At 67.9% G+C, this 14,811-nt stretch carries 12 protein-coding genes; 10 read left to right on the plus strand and 2 right to left on the minus strand.

Annotated elements, in window-relative coordinates; translation table 11 throughout:
* Positions 1-3 precede the first annotated feature (3 nt).
* From KBI44_08770 to KBI44_08805, 8 genes are all read left to right on the plus strand, one after another.
* On the plus strand, positions 4-1,296 hold the full coding sequence (locus tag KBI44_08770) for a competence/damage-inducible protein A (GenBank protein MBP9144562.1): 1,293 nt from the start codon (positions 4-6) through the stop codon (positions 1,294-1,296).
* Positions 1,293-1,913, plus strand: coding sequence for a glycerol-3-phosphate 1-O-acyltransferase PlsY (gene plsY, locus KBI44_08775; GenBank protein ID MBP9144563.1), 621 nt, complete (start codon positions 1,293-1,295; stop codon positions 1,911-1,913). The genes KBI44_08770 and plsY overlap by 4 nt, the downstream gene beginning before the upstream one ends.
* Positions 1,914-1,919: 6 nt before the next feature.
* Positions 1,920-2,933, plus strand: coding sequence for an NAD(P)-dependent glycerol-3-phosphate dehydrogenase (locus KBI44_08780; protein MBP9144564.1), 1,014 nt, complete (start codon positions 1,920-1,922; stop codon positions 2,931-2,933).
* Between the two features lie 83 nt (positions 2,934-3,016).
* Positions 3,017-4,558, plus strand: coding sequence for a glutamine-hydrolyzing GMP synthase (gene guaA / locus KBI44_08785; protein ID MBP9144565.1), 1,542 nt, complete (start codon positions 3,017-3,019; stop codon positions 4,556-4,558).
* Positions 4,559-4,687: 129 nt separating this feature from the next.
* Positions 4,688-5,125, plus strand: a complete 438-nt coding sequence (locus KBI44_08790) for a YciI family protein (GenBank protein MBP9144566.1) — start codon at positions 4,688-4,690, stop codon at positions 5,123-5,125.
* 118 nt (positions 5,126-5,243) lie between these two features.
* Positions 5,244-6,542, plus strand: a complete 1,299-nt coding sequence (locus KBI44_08795) for an RNA polymerase sigma factor (protein MBP9144567.1) — start codon at positions 5,244-5,246, stop codon at positions 6,540-6,542.
* Between the two features lie 338 nt (positions 6,543-6,880).
* Positions 6,881-7,867 carry a helix-turn-helix domain-containing protein gene (locus tag KBI44_08800; GenBank protein MBP9144568.1) on the plus strand — a complete coding sequence of 329 codons (987 nt, stop codon included), beginning with the start codon at positions 6,881-6,883 and terminating at the stop codon, positions 7,865-7,867.
* 4 nt (positions 7,868-7,871) lie between these two features.
* Positions 7,872-9,143: a HipA domain-containing protein gene (locus KBI44_08805; GenBank protein MBP9144569.1), complete on the plus strand. Its 1,272-nt coding sequence runs from the start codon at positions 7,872-7,874 to the stop codon at positions 9,141-9,143.
* Here the strand turns inward: KBI44_08805 and KBI44_08810 are convergent.
* Positions 9,140-9,925, minus strand: coding sequence for a carbon-nitrogen hydrolase family protein (locus KBI44_08810; protein MBP9144570.1), 786 nt, complete (start codon positions 9,923-9,925; stop codon positions 9,140-9,142). The two genes, KBI44_08805 and KBI44_08810, sit on opposite strands and share 4 nt — an antisense overlap.
* Before the next feature lie 10 nt (positions 9,926-9,935).
* Entirely contained in the window at positions 9,936-12,056 is a 2,121-nt protein-coding gene (locus KBI44_08815; GenBank protein ID MBP9144571.1) for a M13 family metallopeptidase, read from the minus strand.
* Positions 12,057-12,104: 48 nt separating this feature from the next.
* On the opposite strand from KBI44_08815, the gene KBI44_08820 reads away from it, so the two are divergent.
* Positions 12,105-13,208: a helix-turn-helix domain-containing protein gene (locus KBI44_08820; GenBank protein ID MBP9144572.1), complete on the plus strand. Its 1,104-nt coding sequence runs from the start codon at positions 12,105-12,107 to the stop codon at positions 13,206-13,208.
* Positions 13,209-13,287: 79 nt separating this feature from the next.
* Positions 13,288-14,799 carry a histidine ammonia-lyase gene (hutH, locus tag KBI44_08825; GenBank protein ID MBP9144573.1) on the plus strand — a complete coding sequence of 504 codons (1,512 nt, stop codon included), beginning with the start codon at positions 13,288-13,290 and terminating at the stop codon, positions 14,797-14,799.
* Positions 14,800-14,811 lie beyond the last annotated feature (12 nt).

Below are 14,811 nucleotides of genomic sequence, written 5' to 3' on the forward strand. Positions count from 1 at the left end.
ATCATGACGGGAATGCGCGCGACAGTACTCGCTGTGGGCTCCGAGCTGCTCTCGACCGAGCGGCTAGACACCAACTCGCTCCGCCTGGCCGCGTTGCTCGAGCGCCAGGGCGTCGAGCTGATGAAGAAGTCCGTGGTCGGCGACCTCGAGTCCGAGATCGTGCGCGAGCTCTGCGCCCTGTGGGAAACGAGCGACCTCGTGCTGGTGAGCGGTGGCCTGGGTCCGACCGCAGACGACCTGACCCGCGAAGCGGCCGCCGCCGCGCTCGGCGTCGCCCTCGCGCCGGATGCCGGCGTGCTCGCCCAGATCGAAGCGCGTTTCGCGGCAATGGGGCGCCGGCTGTCGCCGAACAATCACAAACAGGCGGAGGTCCTCGTCGGAGCGGCCGTGCTCGAGAATCCGAACGGAACCGCTCCCGGGCAGCTCTTCGAGCGCGATGGCAAGGCGCTCTTCCTCTTTCCGGGTGTGCCCTACGAGCTCGACCGGATGGCCGCGGAGTTTCTGGTGCCCTGGCTCGAGCGGCACTCTCCGGGCGTCGCACGCGAGACCTGGACGATCAAGGTCGCCATGCGGCCGGAGTCCGAGGTCGATCAGGCCCTCGGTCCGGCCTACGAGGCGTTCGGTCGCGAGTGGATCACCGTCCTCGCCGGCGCGGGAGAGGTGCGCGTGCTGCTCTCGGCCGCCGGCGCCGAGGGCCCGCGCCACGAACGGCTGGCGGAAATGCGCCAGCGCACCCTCGCCCTGCTCGGCGACTCCGTCTTCGGCGAAGGGGCCGAAACCACCCTCGAGTCGGTCGTCGCGCGACTCCTCGCCGAGAGCGGACTGACCCTCGCCACGGCAGAGTCGTGCACCGGCGGTCTGGTGGCCGAGCGCCTGACTCGGGTCGCGGGCGTGAGCGCGGTGTTCGCCGGTGGCGTCGTGGTCTATTCGAACGCGTCGAAGAGCGCCCTGCTCGGTGTCGCGCCCGAGCTTCTGCAGCGCGCCGGCGCCGTTTCGGAAGCGGTCGCCCGGGCGATGGCCACGGGTGTCTCTGCGCGCCTGGGGAGCGACCTCGGTGTCGCCATCACCGGCATCGCCGGCCCCGGGGGGGGCTCGGCCGAGAAGCCCGTGGGCACCGTTCATCTCGCGGTGGCGGGCCCGGGGGAGCTCCCGGTCGAGCACCGGCTGGCGCGATTTCCCGGCAACCGCGAGCGCATCCGCCTTTTCGCCTCCCAGATGGCGCTCGAGATGCTGCGCCGCCGACTGATCTCGAACCTCGCCGGAGCCTCGGCAGGGGGGGCCAGGGTGAGCGTTTGACCCTGCACTGGATCGGCCTGGTCGCCGCTTCCTACCTGCTGGGATCGCTCTCCTTCAGCCTGGCTGTCGTGTGGCTCCTGCAGCGCACCGATGTGCGCAAGATGGGGAGCGGGAACGCCGGTGCCACGAACGTGCTGCGCACCGCCGGACGCTGGCCGGCGCTCCTCGTCCTGCTGCTCGACATCGCGAAGGGGATCGTGCCGGTGCGGGTGGCACGCGCCCTGGGGGCGCCGGCCGAGGTGGTCGCTGCGGCCGCGTTGGCGGTGGTCGTCGGCCACGTCTTTCCGCTTTTTTTCGGCTTCCGTGGCGGCAAGGGGGTGGCCACAGGTTTCGGCGCCCTGGTGGCGCTGTTGCCGCTCGCCGCCGGAACAGCGATGGCCATCTTCGCGCTCACCGTGGTCGCGACGCGCTATGTCTCTCTCGGGTCGGTGGTCGCCGCCGCGGCGCTGCCGTTGCTGGCCGCGCTCTATGCGCGCCTGGGCTGGTCGCCCGGACTGTCGGGCAGCGCTCTGGTGCTCACCTGCGCCTGCACGGGCCTCGTCGTCCTGCGGCATTCGGAGAACCTGAAGAGGCTCCTCGCCGGCAGCGAACACCGTCTCGGGGAAGGTCGAGGGTAGAGGGAGATGACGCAGATCGGAGTCCTCGGGGCGGGTTCCTTCGGCACCGCCGTCGCCGTGCATGCCGCGCGTGCCGGACATCGCACGACGCTCTGGGTTCGGCGCGAGGAGGCTGCGACCGAGATGCAGGCCGCGCGCGAGAATCTGCGCTACCTTCCGGGCGTGATCTTCCCCGACGGCCTGACGATCACCCACGACCTCGGGGCCCTCGCCGGGGCCGATCCGCTGGTGCTGGCGGCACCCTCGCACGGCTACCGTTCGGTGCTGCGCGACTTCCTCGAGGTCCGCGGCTCGCGGCAGCCGCTGACGGTCGTCTCGGCGACCAAGGGGATCGAAGCCGAATCGCTCGCCCGCATGAGCCGGGTCTCGGCGGAGGAGTGCGGGCGTGCCGGGACTCCGCTGCGCTTCGCCGCATTCTCCGGGCCGACTTTCGCCGCCGAGCTGGCGCGAGCCGCACCCTCGGCGGCCGTGGTCGCCAGCGAAGACATGGCGCTCGCGGCGGAGCTGCGCGAGACGCTCGCCAGCCCGACGCTTCGCCTGTACTCCTCCTCCGACGTCGTCGGAGTCGAGCTCGCGGGCGCCGCGAAGAACGTGATCGCCATCGGCGCCGGCGTCGTCTCCGGACTCGGGCTCGGGCACAACACGCTCGCCGCCCTGATCACGCGCGGGCTGCACGAGATCACCCGCCTCGGTCTCGCCTATTCCGGCGACCAGAAGACCTTTTCGGGGCTGGCCGGACTGGGGGACCTCGTGCTCACCTGCACGGGTGGCCTGTCGCGCAACCGGCGCACGGGGATGGAGCTCGCCCAGGGCAAGACCCTGCAGCAGATCCTGGAGGAGACGACCGAAGTGGCGGAGGGCGTCAAGAACTCGCGCGTCATTCTGCAACTGGCGCGGGCCGTCGGGGTCGAGATGCCGATCAGCGAGCAGATGGTCGCCGTGATGTACGAGGGCAAACCGGCCAAGCTGGCCGTCCACGAGCTCATGACCCGCGACCTCAAACACGAGGCCGCGCACTAGGGCCTTTCCGAAAAGGAGGAGCGATCGCCCCAGTCCTTGAGCCCCACGATTCCGGGCTGCACGGCGATCCGATAGACTTGCCCATGGCAACCCACCAGACCGTTCTCATCCTCGATTTCGGGAGTCAATTCACCCAGCTGATCGCGCGCCGGCTGCGCGAGCATCGGGTCTACTGCGAAGTGCACCCGTACTCTCTGCCAGCCGAAGAGATCCGCCGCCGCGCGCCGATCGGCATCGTCCTCTCGGGCGGGCCGCAGAGTGTCTACGACACCGGGGCGCCGCACGCCGAGACGACGCTTCTCGAGCTCGGCATTCCGGTGCTCGGCATCTGTTACGGCATGCAGCTGGTCGCGCACCTGCTCGACGGCAAGGTCGAACGCGCGGAGCGCCGCGAGTACGGGCGGGCGGAGGTCGAAATGCAGGAGCGCGGCCTGCTCTTCGCCGGACTCGACGCGGCCGAAACGGTCTGGATGAGCCATGGCGATCATGTGACCCGGCTGCCTTCCGGCTTCGTGCAGACCGCGCGGACTTCGAACGCGGCGGTCGTCGGCATGGAGGATCGGGCGCGGGGGATCTACTGTATCCAGTTTCACCCCGAGGTTTCGCACACCGTCCACGGCTCGACCGTGCTGCACAACTTCCTCTACAAGGCCTGCGGCGCCACCGGCGACTGGACGATGGCCTCGTATCTCGACGAGGCCGCGACGACGATCCGGGAGCGCACGCGGGGCGAGAAGGTGCTCTGCGGGATTTCCGGCGGAGTCGACTCGGCGGTGACGGCGGCTCTCCTCAAGCGCGCCATCGGCGACGACCTGGTCTCGGTCTTCGTCGACACCGGCCTGCTGCGCAAGGGGGAGCGCTCCCAGGTCGAGGCGAGCCTGACCGACGGCCTGGGGATTCCGATCGTGACCGCCGACGCCGGTGCGGACTTTCTCGGCGCGCTCGCCGGGGTGACCGACCCGGAGGCCAAGCGCAAGGCGATCGGCCGCGTTTTCATCGACGTCTTCCAGCGTGAGGCGCGCAAGTTCTCCGGCGTGAAGTTCCTCGCCCAGGGAACGCTCTACCCGGACGTCATCGAGTCGACCTCGGTGCGGGGACCCTCGGCGGTGATCAAGTCGCACCACAACGTCGGCGGGCTCCCGGAGCGGCTCGGTTTCGAGCTCGTCGAGCCCCTGCGCTGGTTGTTCAAGGACGAGGTCCGCCAGCTCGGACGCGAGCTCGGACTGCCGGAGGAGTTCATCGGTCGCCATCCGTTCCCCGGCCCGGGCCTCGCGGTGCGGATCCTCGGCGAGGTCACCGCCGACAAGGTCGCCCTGCTGCAGGAGGCCGACGCGATCTTTCTCGCGGAGCTCCGCGAAAGCGGCTGGTACGAGAAGGTCTCACAGGCGTTCGCGGTCCTCCTGCCGGTGAAGACCGTCGGTGTCATGGGCGACTTCCGCACCTACGAGAACGTCCTCGCCCTGCGCTCCGTCGAGACCCACGACTTCATGACCGCCGACTGGAGCCACCTGCCGCACGAGCTCCTCGGAAGAGTCGCAAACCGCATCGTCAACGAAGTCCGCGGCATCAATCGCGTCGTCTACGACGTCACCTCGAAGCCGCCAGGCACGATCGAGTGGGAGTGACTCGAGGCCTCGAGGCGGGATTCGGCGAGGGCGTCGAGGGGAACCCGCAGGGCCATGTCGATTTCCACCCGGCTCGTTCGTCGTCCATATGAGACGCCAATGGAGCCGGCTCAAACCAGGAGACTTGCGATGCGTGTGATGGTGATTGCGAAAGCCAACGAGGAGATGGGAAAGAGCATGGCCGCCCCGACGCCGGAGATGCTCGAGGCGTTCGCGGCGATGGACAGGTTCACCGAGGAGCTGGTCCAGGCCGGGGTCTTCATCGCCGCAGCCGGGCTCCAGAACAGCGCCCAGGCCAAACGGATCGTCTGCGAAGGTCCCAAGCGCACGGTGGTCGACGGGCCGTTCGCCGAAACCCGCGAGCTCATCGCCGGCTTCTCGATCTGGGAGGTCAAGGACATGGACGAGGCCCTGGCCTGGGCGAAGCGCGCTCCCAATTGCATGCCGGGCAAGAGTGAGATGGAGATCCGGCCGTTCTACGAGGCGGAGGATCTCGCCGGGTTCGTGACGCCCGAGGAGCTCGCGAAATCTCGCGAAGGGACGCGCGGCAAGCTCGGCGTCGCCTGATCCCGCGAGCAGGTTCGACGGTGTGCGCCGGGAATTCGACGCTCCCGCCGCCGCCTTCCTCCACGAATGGGGAAGCCCGCCATCTTGTCTCTTCGGCGGCCCTGGCCGAGAATGCAGTGTGACCTCGGGCGAGACCCACCGCACGATCGAAGCGACCTTTCGCATCGAGCGGGCCAGGCTCATTGCGGGTCTGGCTCGCCTGGTGCGTAACGTCGACCTGGCCGAGGATCTGGCGCAGGACGCTCTGGTCGTCGCTCTCTCCGAATGGCCGAAATCCGGCGTTCCGGCCAACCCGGGCGCCTGGCTGATGGCCGCCGCGAAACGGCGCGGAATCGACGCCTTCCGGCGCGACAGGATGCTCGACCGCAAGCATGCCGAGATCGCGCAGACCCTGGATGCGGCGCGTCCCCAGGAGGCCGAGGCCATGGTAGCGGCCATGGACGACGATCTCGGCGACGAGCTGCTGGGCCTCATCTTCACGGCCTGCCACCCGATCCTGTCGCCCGACGCGCGTGCGGCGCTCACCCTGCGGGTGGTCGGCGGCCTCTCGACCGACGAGATCGCCCGCGCTTTTCTGTCGAGCGAGGCGACGATTGCCCAGCGCATCGTCCGCGCCAAGAAGACCATCGCCAAGGCCGGGCTCGGTTTCGAGGTGCCGCGGGGCGCCGACCGGGCGGCGCGGCTGCCCTCGGTGCTGGAGGTCATCTATCTCATTTTCAACGAGGGCTATGCCGCGACGGCGGGCGACGACCTTGTCCGGCCGGACCTCTGCCTGGAGGCGCTACGACTCGGCCGCATGCTGGCGGGGCTGATGCCCCGCGAGGCTCCAGAGACGGCAGAGGTGCTGGGCCTCCTGGCCCTGATGGAGATCCAGGCGTCGCGCCTGCGTGCGCGCGCCGGGCCGGACGGCGCTTTCATCCCGCTCACCGAGCAGGATCGCGGACGATGGGACCAGCTCCTGATCCGCCGAGGCCTCGAGGCGCTGGCCCGCGCTGAAGCGCTGGGCGGTGCCGGAATGCGGGTCGAGGGCGCCGGCCCCTATGTGCTCCAGGCCGCGCTCGCCGCCTGCCACGCCCGCGCGCGCCGGGCCGCCGATACCGACTGGCCGCGCATCGCCGCGCTGTATGACCGGCTGCGCGTCGTGATGCCTTCGCCGGTGGTCGATCTCAATCGCGCAATCGCCTACAGCATGGCCTTCGGGCCCGAAGCGGGCCTCAAGCTGGTCGAAGAGATCGCCGATGCCGGAGCTCTCCGCGACTATGCGCCCATGCCGGCTGCGAGGGGTGACTTTCTGTTCCGGGCCGGCCGCCTGGCCGAGGCGCGTTCGGAATTCGAGGTGGCGGCGGCGCTGACCCGTAACGTGCGGGAAAGGACCTTTCTCCTCGCGCGGGCGGTCGCCTGCGACCGCGAGCCCTGACTCTCGTTCCTGGGGCGCTGCTCTGAGAGGCAGGAGCCGCCGGTCCGTTCCCTGCCAAGAGTTCTTAACGGACTGCCACACGCTACTCGGTTGGCTCGAAAGAACCGTATTCAAGTCAACGGTTGGATGCCTTGTGAGGCATGAAGTGGAAGGCAAGGACGAGCGCAAGTGGGTGGCGAGGGGGTACCCTAGCTAGGGCATCGATGTAAATATTATGGCGGGCATGGAGGTAGAACTGCGAAATATTTGCAGTGCGTTTCGTAGCCCGAGAACCCTTGAGACAGAAAACAGATAATAAACTTGCAGTTGGATCTCCGCAATGCTATAATATTGACATTATGGCCAGGAGAACGGCGCCAGTCCTACCGTCAACGCTTGAACGCCTCCGCCAGCTGGGGAGTCGATTGATGCTCGCGCGAAAGAGACGGCGATTGACGGCGAAGCTGGTCGCAGCCCGCGCCGGAATGTCTCCAATGACTCTCCGTAGCCTAGAAATGGGTGGCGCCGGCGTAACCATGGGAGCCTATCTTGCAGTCATGCAGGCGCTTGGTGTGGAGAAAGACCTAGATCTTCTCGTACAAGCTGATCCTCTGGGTCGAGAACTTCAAGACTCAGTATCGAAGACTGGTCGCCGTCTCTCGAGAAGATCTCTTGCACACTCGAGCGAGACTCTTGAAGGGGTTCAAGGGCGAGCGTCCGACCGAGTCTCACCTAGTCCTCTCGTTGAAGACTTGACAGTGCAGGAGCCGCTCCGCTCTGTGGCTCCGCGAGTAGCGGGGCTGCATGAGACGGCGATTGAGAAACCTCCGAAGGAAGGCCATGCCCCGAACATAACGGCCACGAGCAGGTCGACGATCAATTCGCCAGCTAGCCGGCTGCGCCAAACCACCGGAAGCTCCGCTGTCGAGCAGATCCGCCAGGCACTGGAGAACTCTCCGATCGAGCAGCTCAAGAGAGCGATCGAGAATTCGCCAGTTGAGCAAATGCGAAGGGCAATCGAGGACTCTCCGCTCAATCAGCTCCAGGAGGCGCTGAGAAACAGCTCCGTCGAACAACTTCGGAGGGCCATCGAAGCAATTCCTTCCGAGCAAATCTCGAGAGAGGTTAGCACTCTCGTGGAAACGCTTCGGGAGGCCTCGTTGCCAGCTCAACACCTTAGAGAAGCACTTGATGAGATGAACTCCAAGACGCAGGCGCTCAGCCATTTCGCACTCGACACGGTGAACGCACAAAGGGCTATTTCAGAGACGGAATTTACCAGCTCCAAGGACCTCGCGGCGCTGATCAGCGCTGACTTGAAAATCTCTGACGGCGAGGACCGATAGAGAGATGGCAGCGAGTATCGCGGTCTATGAGAGTTGGGATGGCAACTCGTCGCCGACTCGGCTTGGCATCCTTCATGCTAGGCGCGGATCGGGGAGAGAGGTGTTCGAATTCGCTTTTGATTTGCAAGCTCTTGCCACCGAGAACCTGACAAGAGTGCAGCTTGATCCACGGCTTGGCTTCTTTGAAGGGCCTCAGTTTCCCCCTCAAGGTCGAGAGAACTTCGGGCTATTCTGCGATTCGAGCCCTGATCGATGGGGTCGCCTGCTAATGCGGCGCAGACTCGAACGCGAGAAGCGTGCAGGACGTGTGCGTGATTCGGTGCAGCTGCACGAGTCAGATTACCTCCTAGGCGTTCACGATGCCTTTCGGGTAGGAGCGCTGCGATTTCGCTTAGATGAAGAGGGCGATTTTCTTGACAATCGCCACGGGACGGCAGCGCCACCTCTCGTGCAGCTCCGGCGGCTTGAAGAGGCTAGCCGGGCAATCGAGAGCGACGAAGAGAACACCACCGAGGAGAACGATGAGTGGCTGCGCTTGCTTATCGCCCCCGGGGGCTCCTTGGGAGGGGCTAGGCCAAAAGCGAGCGTTGTCGATGAGAAAAATCAGCTTTGGATAGCAAAGTTTCCAAGCGTTCGTGATGAGCACGATGTAGGCGCTTGGGAGTTAGTGGTCCACTCGCTGGCTGCGAGTTGTGGTTTGCGAGTCGCTGAGGGAAAGGCGAGGCGTTTCGCCAGCTCCCATCACACATTTCTCGTTAAGCGTTTCGATCGAAGGGCGTCGGGAGAGCGAATTCATTTTGCTTCGGCCATGACGTTAACTGATCATACGGACGGAGACGATGCCTCGACGGGCGCAAGCTACTTAGAGATTGCTCGCTGCATCATTGAGTCAGGTGCTCAACCCGATCAGGATCTTCGTGAACTCTGGTCACGCTTGGTGTTCAATATCCTCGTGTCCAATACGGACGATCATCTTCGGAATCATGGATTCCTGCTCGAGCCAGGCATCGGTTGGCGACTTTCCGAGGCATTCGACATGAATCCGGATCCCCGTTCGCATGGACTCAAGATCAACATAAGTGAGTCTGACAACGCATTGGATCTCGAGCTTGCGCGATCCGTAGCGAAGTACTTTCGACTGTCTGCGGCGGAGGCAAGTGAAATCGTCGAGCAGTCGCGGCGGGTTGTACGCCTATGGAAACCTACTGCTGCGAGACTGGGAATTGGATCTAGAGAGATCGATCGAATGGCGCCAGCCTTTCGCTTGGCGGACTAACAGGTCCCGCTCCCGCTCTCGGCGAACACCGTCCGCGGGTAGGTCGTGCGCGCGCTGGTCGGGGAGGCGAGGTCGAGGTCGATCGTGGCGAAAGGCTCTTCGGCGAGGGTGAGGGCGAGGAGGCGGCCGTCGGGGTCGAGGATCCAGCCGCCGCCGCCGCAGGTTCCCGTCGGATCGACCCGATTGGACGACAGGCTGTAAGCGCCGGAGCGGATGGCGGCGACGCGACCGACCGCCAGCCATTTGTCGATCGTCGCGGTGGCGGTGGCGCGCGGGGAGAGGATCGCCTGTGCGCCCTGAACGGCGTAGCCGGCGTAGGTCTCGAGCGCCCAGAGCTCGGTGCAGATGTTGACCCCAAAGGTCAGGTCGCGGGCGCGGAAGACGGGGAACAGCGGATCGCCGCGGGAGAACCAGCGCGCCTCCCAGGCGCCCGGCTCGTCGGGCAGGAAGTGTTTGCGGCGGAGGGGTGCCGGTTCTTCGCTGCCCTCTGTCCAGAGAAAGGCCTCGATGGAGGGACGGCCTGCGTGGCGGACGGGGCGGGCGCCGACGACAGCAGGAACCCCGAGCTCGGGCAGGCGCTTCAGCCAGAGGTCGCTCAGCTCCTCAACCTGTTGCAGGCGGTCGGCGTCGGGGTACTCGCTCTCCCACACCGGTTCGACGAAAGCGAGCTCCGGCAGGAGCACGAGCTCGGATGACGCGCCCACTGTGTGGCGGCAAAGCTCGGCCCATGCCGCTTCCAGATCCCAGGGCTCGTGCGGCAGCTCGGCTACGGTGACGCGCATACCCGGCCTCTCACCAGACCTGCACTCGCTTCCCGGGTGGGAGGTAGAGACGGTGGCCGGGCTGCACGTCGAAAGCCGCGTACCAGGCGTCAAGGTTGCGCACCGTGGCGATGCGATAGCCCTCGGGCGCATGAGTATCGTTGCTGGCGACTTGCTTGCGGATCGCCTCGGGAGCGATCCTGCTGCGCCAGCTGCGGGCGAAGCCGATGAAGAACTCGCGGTCGAGACGACGCACCAGTGTCGAATCGCTGGCGCGGGCGCCGAGGGATTGGCGATAGGCGTCGAAGGCGGCGGCGAGACCTCCCAGGTCGGCGAGATTCTCGGAGAGCGTCTTCCTGCCGTCGATGGCAAGGTCAGAGAACGGGCGATAGGCCGAGAACTGTTCGACCAGCGGCGCGGTCGCCGCGTCGTAACCGGTGCGGTCGGCAGCGGTCCACCAGGTGCGCCGGGCGCCGGACGCGTCGTAGTCGGCACCCAGCGTGTCGACGAAATGGCTGACCTCGTGGCCGACGATGGCGCCGATGGCACCGTAGTTGGAGGCGTCGGAGGCGTTCGGATCGAACTTGGGAGTCTGCAGCAGCGCGGCCGGGAAGTTGTAGGCGTTCTGCTGGAAGAGCAGGACCGCGCCGACGGTCTGTGGCGCGATCCACCATCTCGTTCGGTCGATCGGCTGGCCGAGGCGCGCCAGCGCCCGGGAGTAGGCGCGCTCGGCGAGGCGCTCGAAATTGCCCAGGGCGTCCTCGGGATCGACCACGAGGTCGCGGCTATCCGGGCGGCGATCGGGGTAGCCGACGCCGAACACGAGGCGGTCGAGTTTCGCCAGTGCGATCGTCCGACTCGCAGGCGACATCCAGGTCGCTGCCTCGAGGCGATGCCGGAAGGTGGCGACGACGTTGGCGACAATGCGCTCGACGCGAGCTTTCCACTCGGGCGAGAAGTAGCGATCGGTGTAGAGGCGGCCTACCTCCTCGCTCAGCGCACTGAGCGTCGCCGCCTGCGCGCGTTCGGAGGCCGGGACTTGCGCCGGCGCCGGACGCATCGCACGGGCCGCCTCGGCGAAGGCGCGCGGCAGGCGATCGGCATGACGGTCGAGCTCGCGGAACCGAAGATAGTCCTGCCATGCCGCGAGTGGCCGCGATGCGACGAGCGCCGCTGCGCCGGTGACGGCGCCGGGCTGCCAGACGACGAAGCGCTCCTGGCTCGCGAGGCCGCTGGCGGCGAAGAATGCCGGCCATTCGATACCCGGCGCGCGGCGAGAGAAGTCGTCGCGGGTCCACAGATTGTCGGAGTTGCTCTCCCTGGCTGATTCGCCGGCGGGCGAATGGCTGCTTGCGATTGCCGTCTCGAGGGCCAGCACCGATTCGGCTCTCGCCCGGGCGGCAGGCTCGCGGTCGAATCCGGCGAGCGCCAGAAGGCGGGCGATGTAGTCGAGGTAGCGCCCGCGCAGCGCCTGCGCCGGAGGCTCATTGGCGAGGTAGGCGTCACGGTCCTCCAGGCCGAGCCCGCCTTGGAGGAGGAACGCGACGTAGTCGGATTCGCCGTGGTTGCCCATCTCGACCGCCAGGCCGAGGAGGTGGGAGGAGTCGTAGATCCCCCAGTTGAGCGGGTCGACATCGGCGCGCATCCAGGCGCCCAACAGGCGGACGAGCGCGGCCCGGTCTTCGACCGCCGCGATCTGCGTCAATCGGGGCGCAAGGGTCGCGAGGCCGCGCCTCTCGATGGCGGCCTCGTTCAGGCAGGCCGACCGGAAGTCGGCCACCTGACGCGCGATCGAGCTCGCCGGGGACGTTCCGGTGACATCGAGAAGCGCAGCGACCTGCCGGCGGGTCCGCTCGGCGATCTCGGTGCGGGCGCTGACGCGCTCGGCGCCGGCAGGAATCGCTGTCGCCGCGAGCCAGGCGCCGTTGGCCCAGGCGAAGAAGTCGTCGCCGGGGTGGAGACTGGGGTCGACACCCGCCTCTGGAGCGTCCGCCCGAAGGGGGGCGGCGACCGAGGCGCCGATGACAACGAGACTGCCGACGAGAGCGGTGACGCGGAGAAGGGGAGCGAACTTGACCATCTCGAGATGGTAGGGGCAGAGACCTTCGCCGGTCGCGTCCGGTCGCGACAGGATTGGAGCAGTTTCGGACATTCGTGCGTCGCCGTCATCCGGCGGGTCCGTCGCAGGCGATAATGGGGCATGCCACGGCCGACCGAACCGACTCGGCAGTTGACCGCGCCGCCGCCGCTGCTCGACCTGCTGTTCGTCATCTCGCCGCACTCCCTGCTGCTCGACATCGCCGGGCCCGCCGAGGCCTTTCGCCTGGCGAACCTGCACCGCGAGCTGCGTGGCCTGCCGCCGCGATTTCGGCTGCGCTTCGCGGGACCGCTCACGACCGCGCCGACTTCCGTGGGACTCGGGCTCGCCGACCTCGAGCCGCTGCCCGAGCGCCTGGAGGCGCCGACCTGGGTCGTGCTCGTCGGGCAGCCGAGCGCCGAGCTTGGCCGGGTCACGCCGGCGATCGCCGCCACCGCGAAGTGGCTGCAGGGAGTTTTCGGCGGCGCGCTCGCTGCCGCGGGGACGCCGCATCGCCTGATCACGATCTGCTCCGGCGCGCTGCTCGCCGCGCGGGCCGGGCTCCTGGGGACGCGCCGCTGTACCACGCACCACGAGCTTCTGCCGGCGCTGCGCGCCCTTGCGCCGCGGGCACAGGTGGTGGACAACCGTGTGTTCCTGCTCGACGGACCGCTCGCCTCGAGCGCCGGGATCACCGCCGGCATCGATCTCGCCCTGCATCTCGTCGCGGAAGAGTGTGGCGAGGCGCTGGCGGCGAGCGTTGCCGAAGACATGGTCGTCTACCTCCGGCGCTCGCCCCGCGATCCGGAGCTTTCGCCCTTCCTGATCCACCGCCGCCACTTGCACGCCGCCGTCCATCGGGTGCAGGACGCCATCCTCGCCGCACCGGAGCGCGATTGGGACATGGCGGCGCTCGCCGCCGTCGGCTTCGTCACCGAGCGCCATCTCTTGCGACTCTTCCTCGATCACGCCGACGTCTCGCCGCTCGGCTACCTGCAGTCGATCCGGCTGGAGCGCGCGCGCCAGTCGCTCGAACGCGGCGCGAGTGTCACCCGTGCCGCGGAATCCGCCGGCTTCCGGTCGGACCTTCAACTGCGCCGCGCCTGGAGCCGACAGTGGGGCGGCTCGCCGCGCGATTCGGCGCGAGCGGCGAACCCCGCCACTGGGCCCGCACGCGCCGCGCGTCCCGGGCGACGCCGTTCCGGCGGGCCCCATCCGGCCGAGTGAGGTCCCACGAAACGCCCACAGCTAGTAGGCTAGAAGCTCGAAGCGGGCGCAGGAGGCCGGCGGGAGTTCGGAGGAGAGGTTGATCGAGCTGACCGGTGGGTCGCTGACGTTGGAGGAGTTCGCCGCGGTCGCTGCCGGCGGGGAGCATGTCGTCCTGACGGCTGCGGCGCGGGAGCGCGTCGCGGCGGCGCGGGCGGTGATCGAGCGTTCGGTGGCTTCGGGAGAGGCCGTCTACGGGGTCAACACCGGCTTCGGAAACCTCGCCAACGTCCGCATCGCCGACGCCGACCTCGAGACGCTGCAGGAGCGCCTGGTCCTGTCGCACGCCGCCGGTGTGGGGGAGCCCCTCCCGGACGCCGCCGTGCGCGGCATGCTGCTGCTGCGGGCGAATACGCTGGCCAAGGGGCACTCGGGGGTGCGCCCGCTGCTCATCGACAAGCTGCTGGCGCTCCTCAACCACGACCTCCTGCCCGAGGTGCCGAGCCGTGGCTCGGTGGGGGCGAGCGGTGATCTCGCACCTCTCGCCCATCTCGCGCTGCCGCTCCTCGGCCGCGGCCGGGTGCGCCGCGCCGGCCGTTTCGTTCCCGCCGCCGAGGCGCTGTTGGACGCAGGTCTCGCGCCGGTCCGCCTTGCGCCGCGCGAAGGGCTCGGGCTGGTGAACGGCACCCAGGCGATGACCTCGCTCCTGGCGCTCGCGGTGCTCGAAGCGCGGCGGCTGGTGCGCGTGGCCGATCTGGTGGGCGCGCTTGCGACCGACGCGCTGCGCGGCACCGACGCCGCCTTCGACGCCCGGATCCACGCCGTGCGGCCGCATCCCGGGCAGCTCGCCAGCGCGCGCAATCTTTGGGGACTCCTGCAGGGATCCGGCATCCGCGACTCGCACCGCACGAACGACGTGCGCGTCCAGGACCCCTATTCGCTGCGCTGCATGCCGCAGGTTCACGGCGCGGTTCGCGACACCCTGGCCGACGTCGAGCGCCGGCTGGACATCGAGATGAACTCAGCGACCGACAATCCGCTGGTCTTCGCGGCGGCAGGCGATGCGGTTTCGGGGGGCAATTTCCACGGCGAACCGATGGCGCTCGCCGCGGACTTCCTCGCCATCGCCCTCGCGGAGCTGGGCTCGATCTCGGAGCGGCGCATCGAGAAGCTCACCAACGACGCCTTTTCGGGGCTGCCGCCCTTTCTGGTTGCGAACGCCGGCCTCAACTCCGGCTTCATGATGGCGCAGGTGACCGCGGCCGCGCTGGTCTCGGAGAACAAGGTCCTCGCCCACCCGGCGAGCGTCGATTCGATCCCGACCTCGGCGGACAAGGAGGACCACGTCTCGATGGGAATGTGGGCGGCGATCAAGTGCCGGCAGATCGCCGCCAACGTGCGCCAGATCCTCGCCATCGAGTTGCTGGGCGCGGCGCAGGGGCTCGACCTGCTGCGGCCGCTGCGGTCGAGCGCGCGGCTCGAGGCCGTGCATGCCTGGGTGCGGGGCGCCGTCGCGGCCTGGGACGAAGATCGCGAAATGGCGCCCGATCTGGCGACTGCGGACCGCCTGCTCGCCAGTGACCGGATTCCTGGCCTCGAAGGGCTCGAGTAGAGTCGGAGACCG

The sequence above is a fragment of the Thermoanaerobaculia bacterium genome (assembly GCA_018057705.1).
Lineage (GTDB): Bacteria > Acidobacteriota > Thermoanaerobaculia > Multivoradales > JAGPDF01 > JAGPDF01.

Excerpts from the sequence above, each read along its gene's own strand:
- guaA (MBP9144565.1), top strand. The coding sequence starts at position 3,017 with ATGGCAACCCACCAGACCGTTCTCATCCTCGATTTCGGGAGTCAATTC.
- KBI44_08815 (MBP9144571.1), bottom strand. The coding sequence starts at position 12,056 with ATGTCCGAAACTGCTCCAATCCTGTCGCGACCGGACGCGACCGGCGAA.
- KBI44_08780 (MBP9144564.1), top strand. The coding sequence starts at position 1,920 with ATGACGCAGATCGGAGTCCTCGGGGCGGGTTCCTTCGGCACCGCCGTC.
- KBI44_08800 (MBP9144568.1), top strand. The coding sequence starts at position 6,881 with ATGGCCAGGAGAACGGCGCCAGTCCTACCGTCAACGCTTGAACGCCTC.
- KBI44_08810 (MBP9144570.1), bottom strand. The coding sequence starts at position 9,925 with ATGCGCGTCACCGTAGCCGAGCTGCCGCACGAGCCCTGGGATCTGGAA.
- KBI44_08790 (MBP9144566.1), top strand. The coding sequence starts at position 4,688 with ATGCGTGTGATGGTGATTGCGAAAGCCAACGAGGAGATGGGAAAGAGC.
- KBI44_08820 (MBP9144572.1), top strand. The coding sequence starts at position 12,105 with ATGCCACGGCCGACCGAACCGACTCGGCAGTTGACCGCGCCGCCGCCG.
- KBI44_08805 (MBP9144569.1), top strand. The coding sequence starts at position 7,872 with ATGGCAGCGAGTATCGCGGTCTATGAGAGTTGGGATGGCAACTCGTCG.
- KBI44_08770 (MBP9144562.1), top strand. The coding sequence starts at position 4 with ATGACGGGAATGCGCGCGACAGTACTCGCTGTGGGCTCCGAGCTGCTC.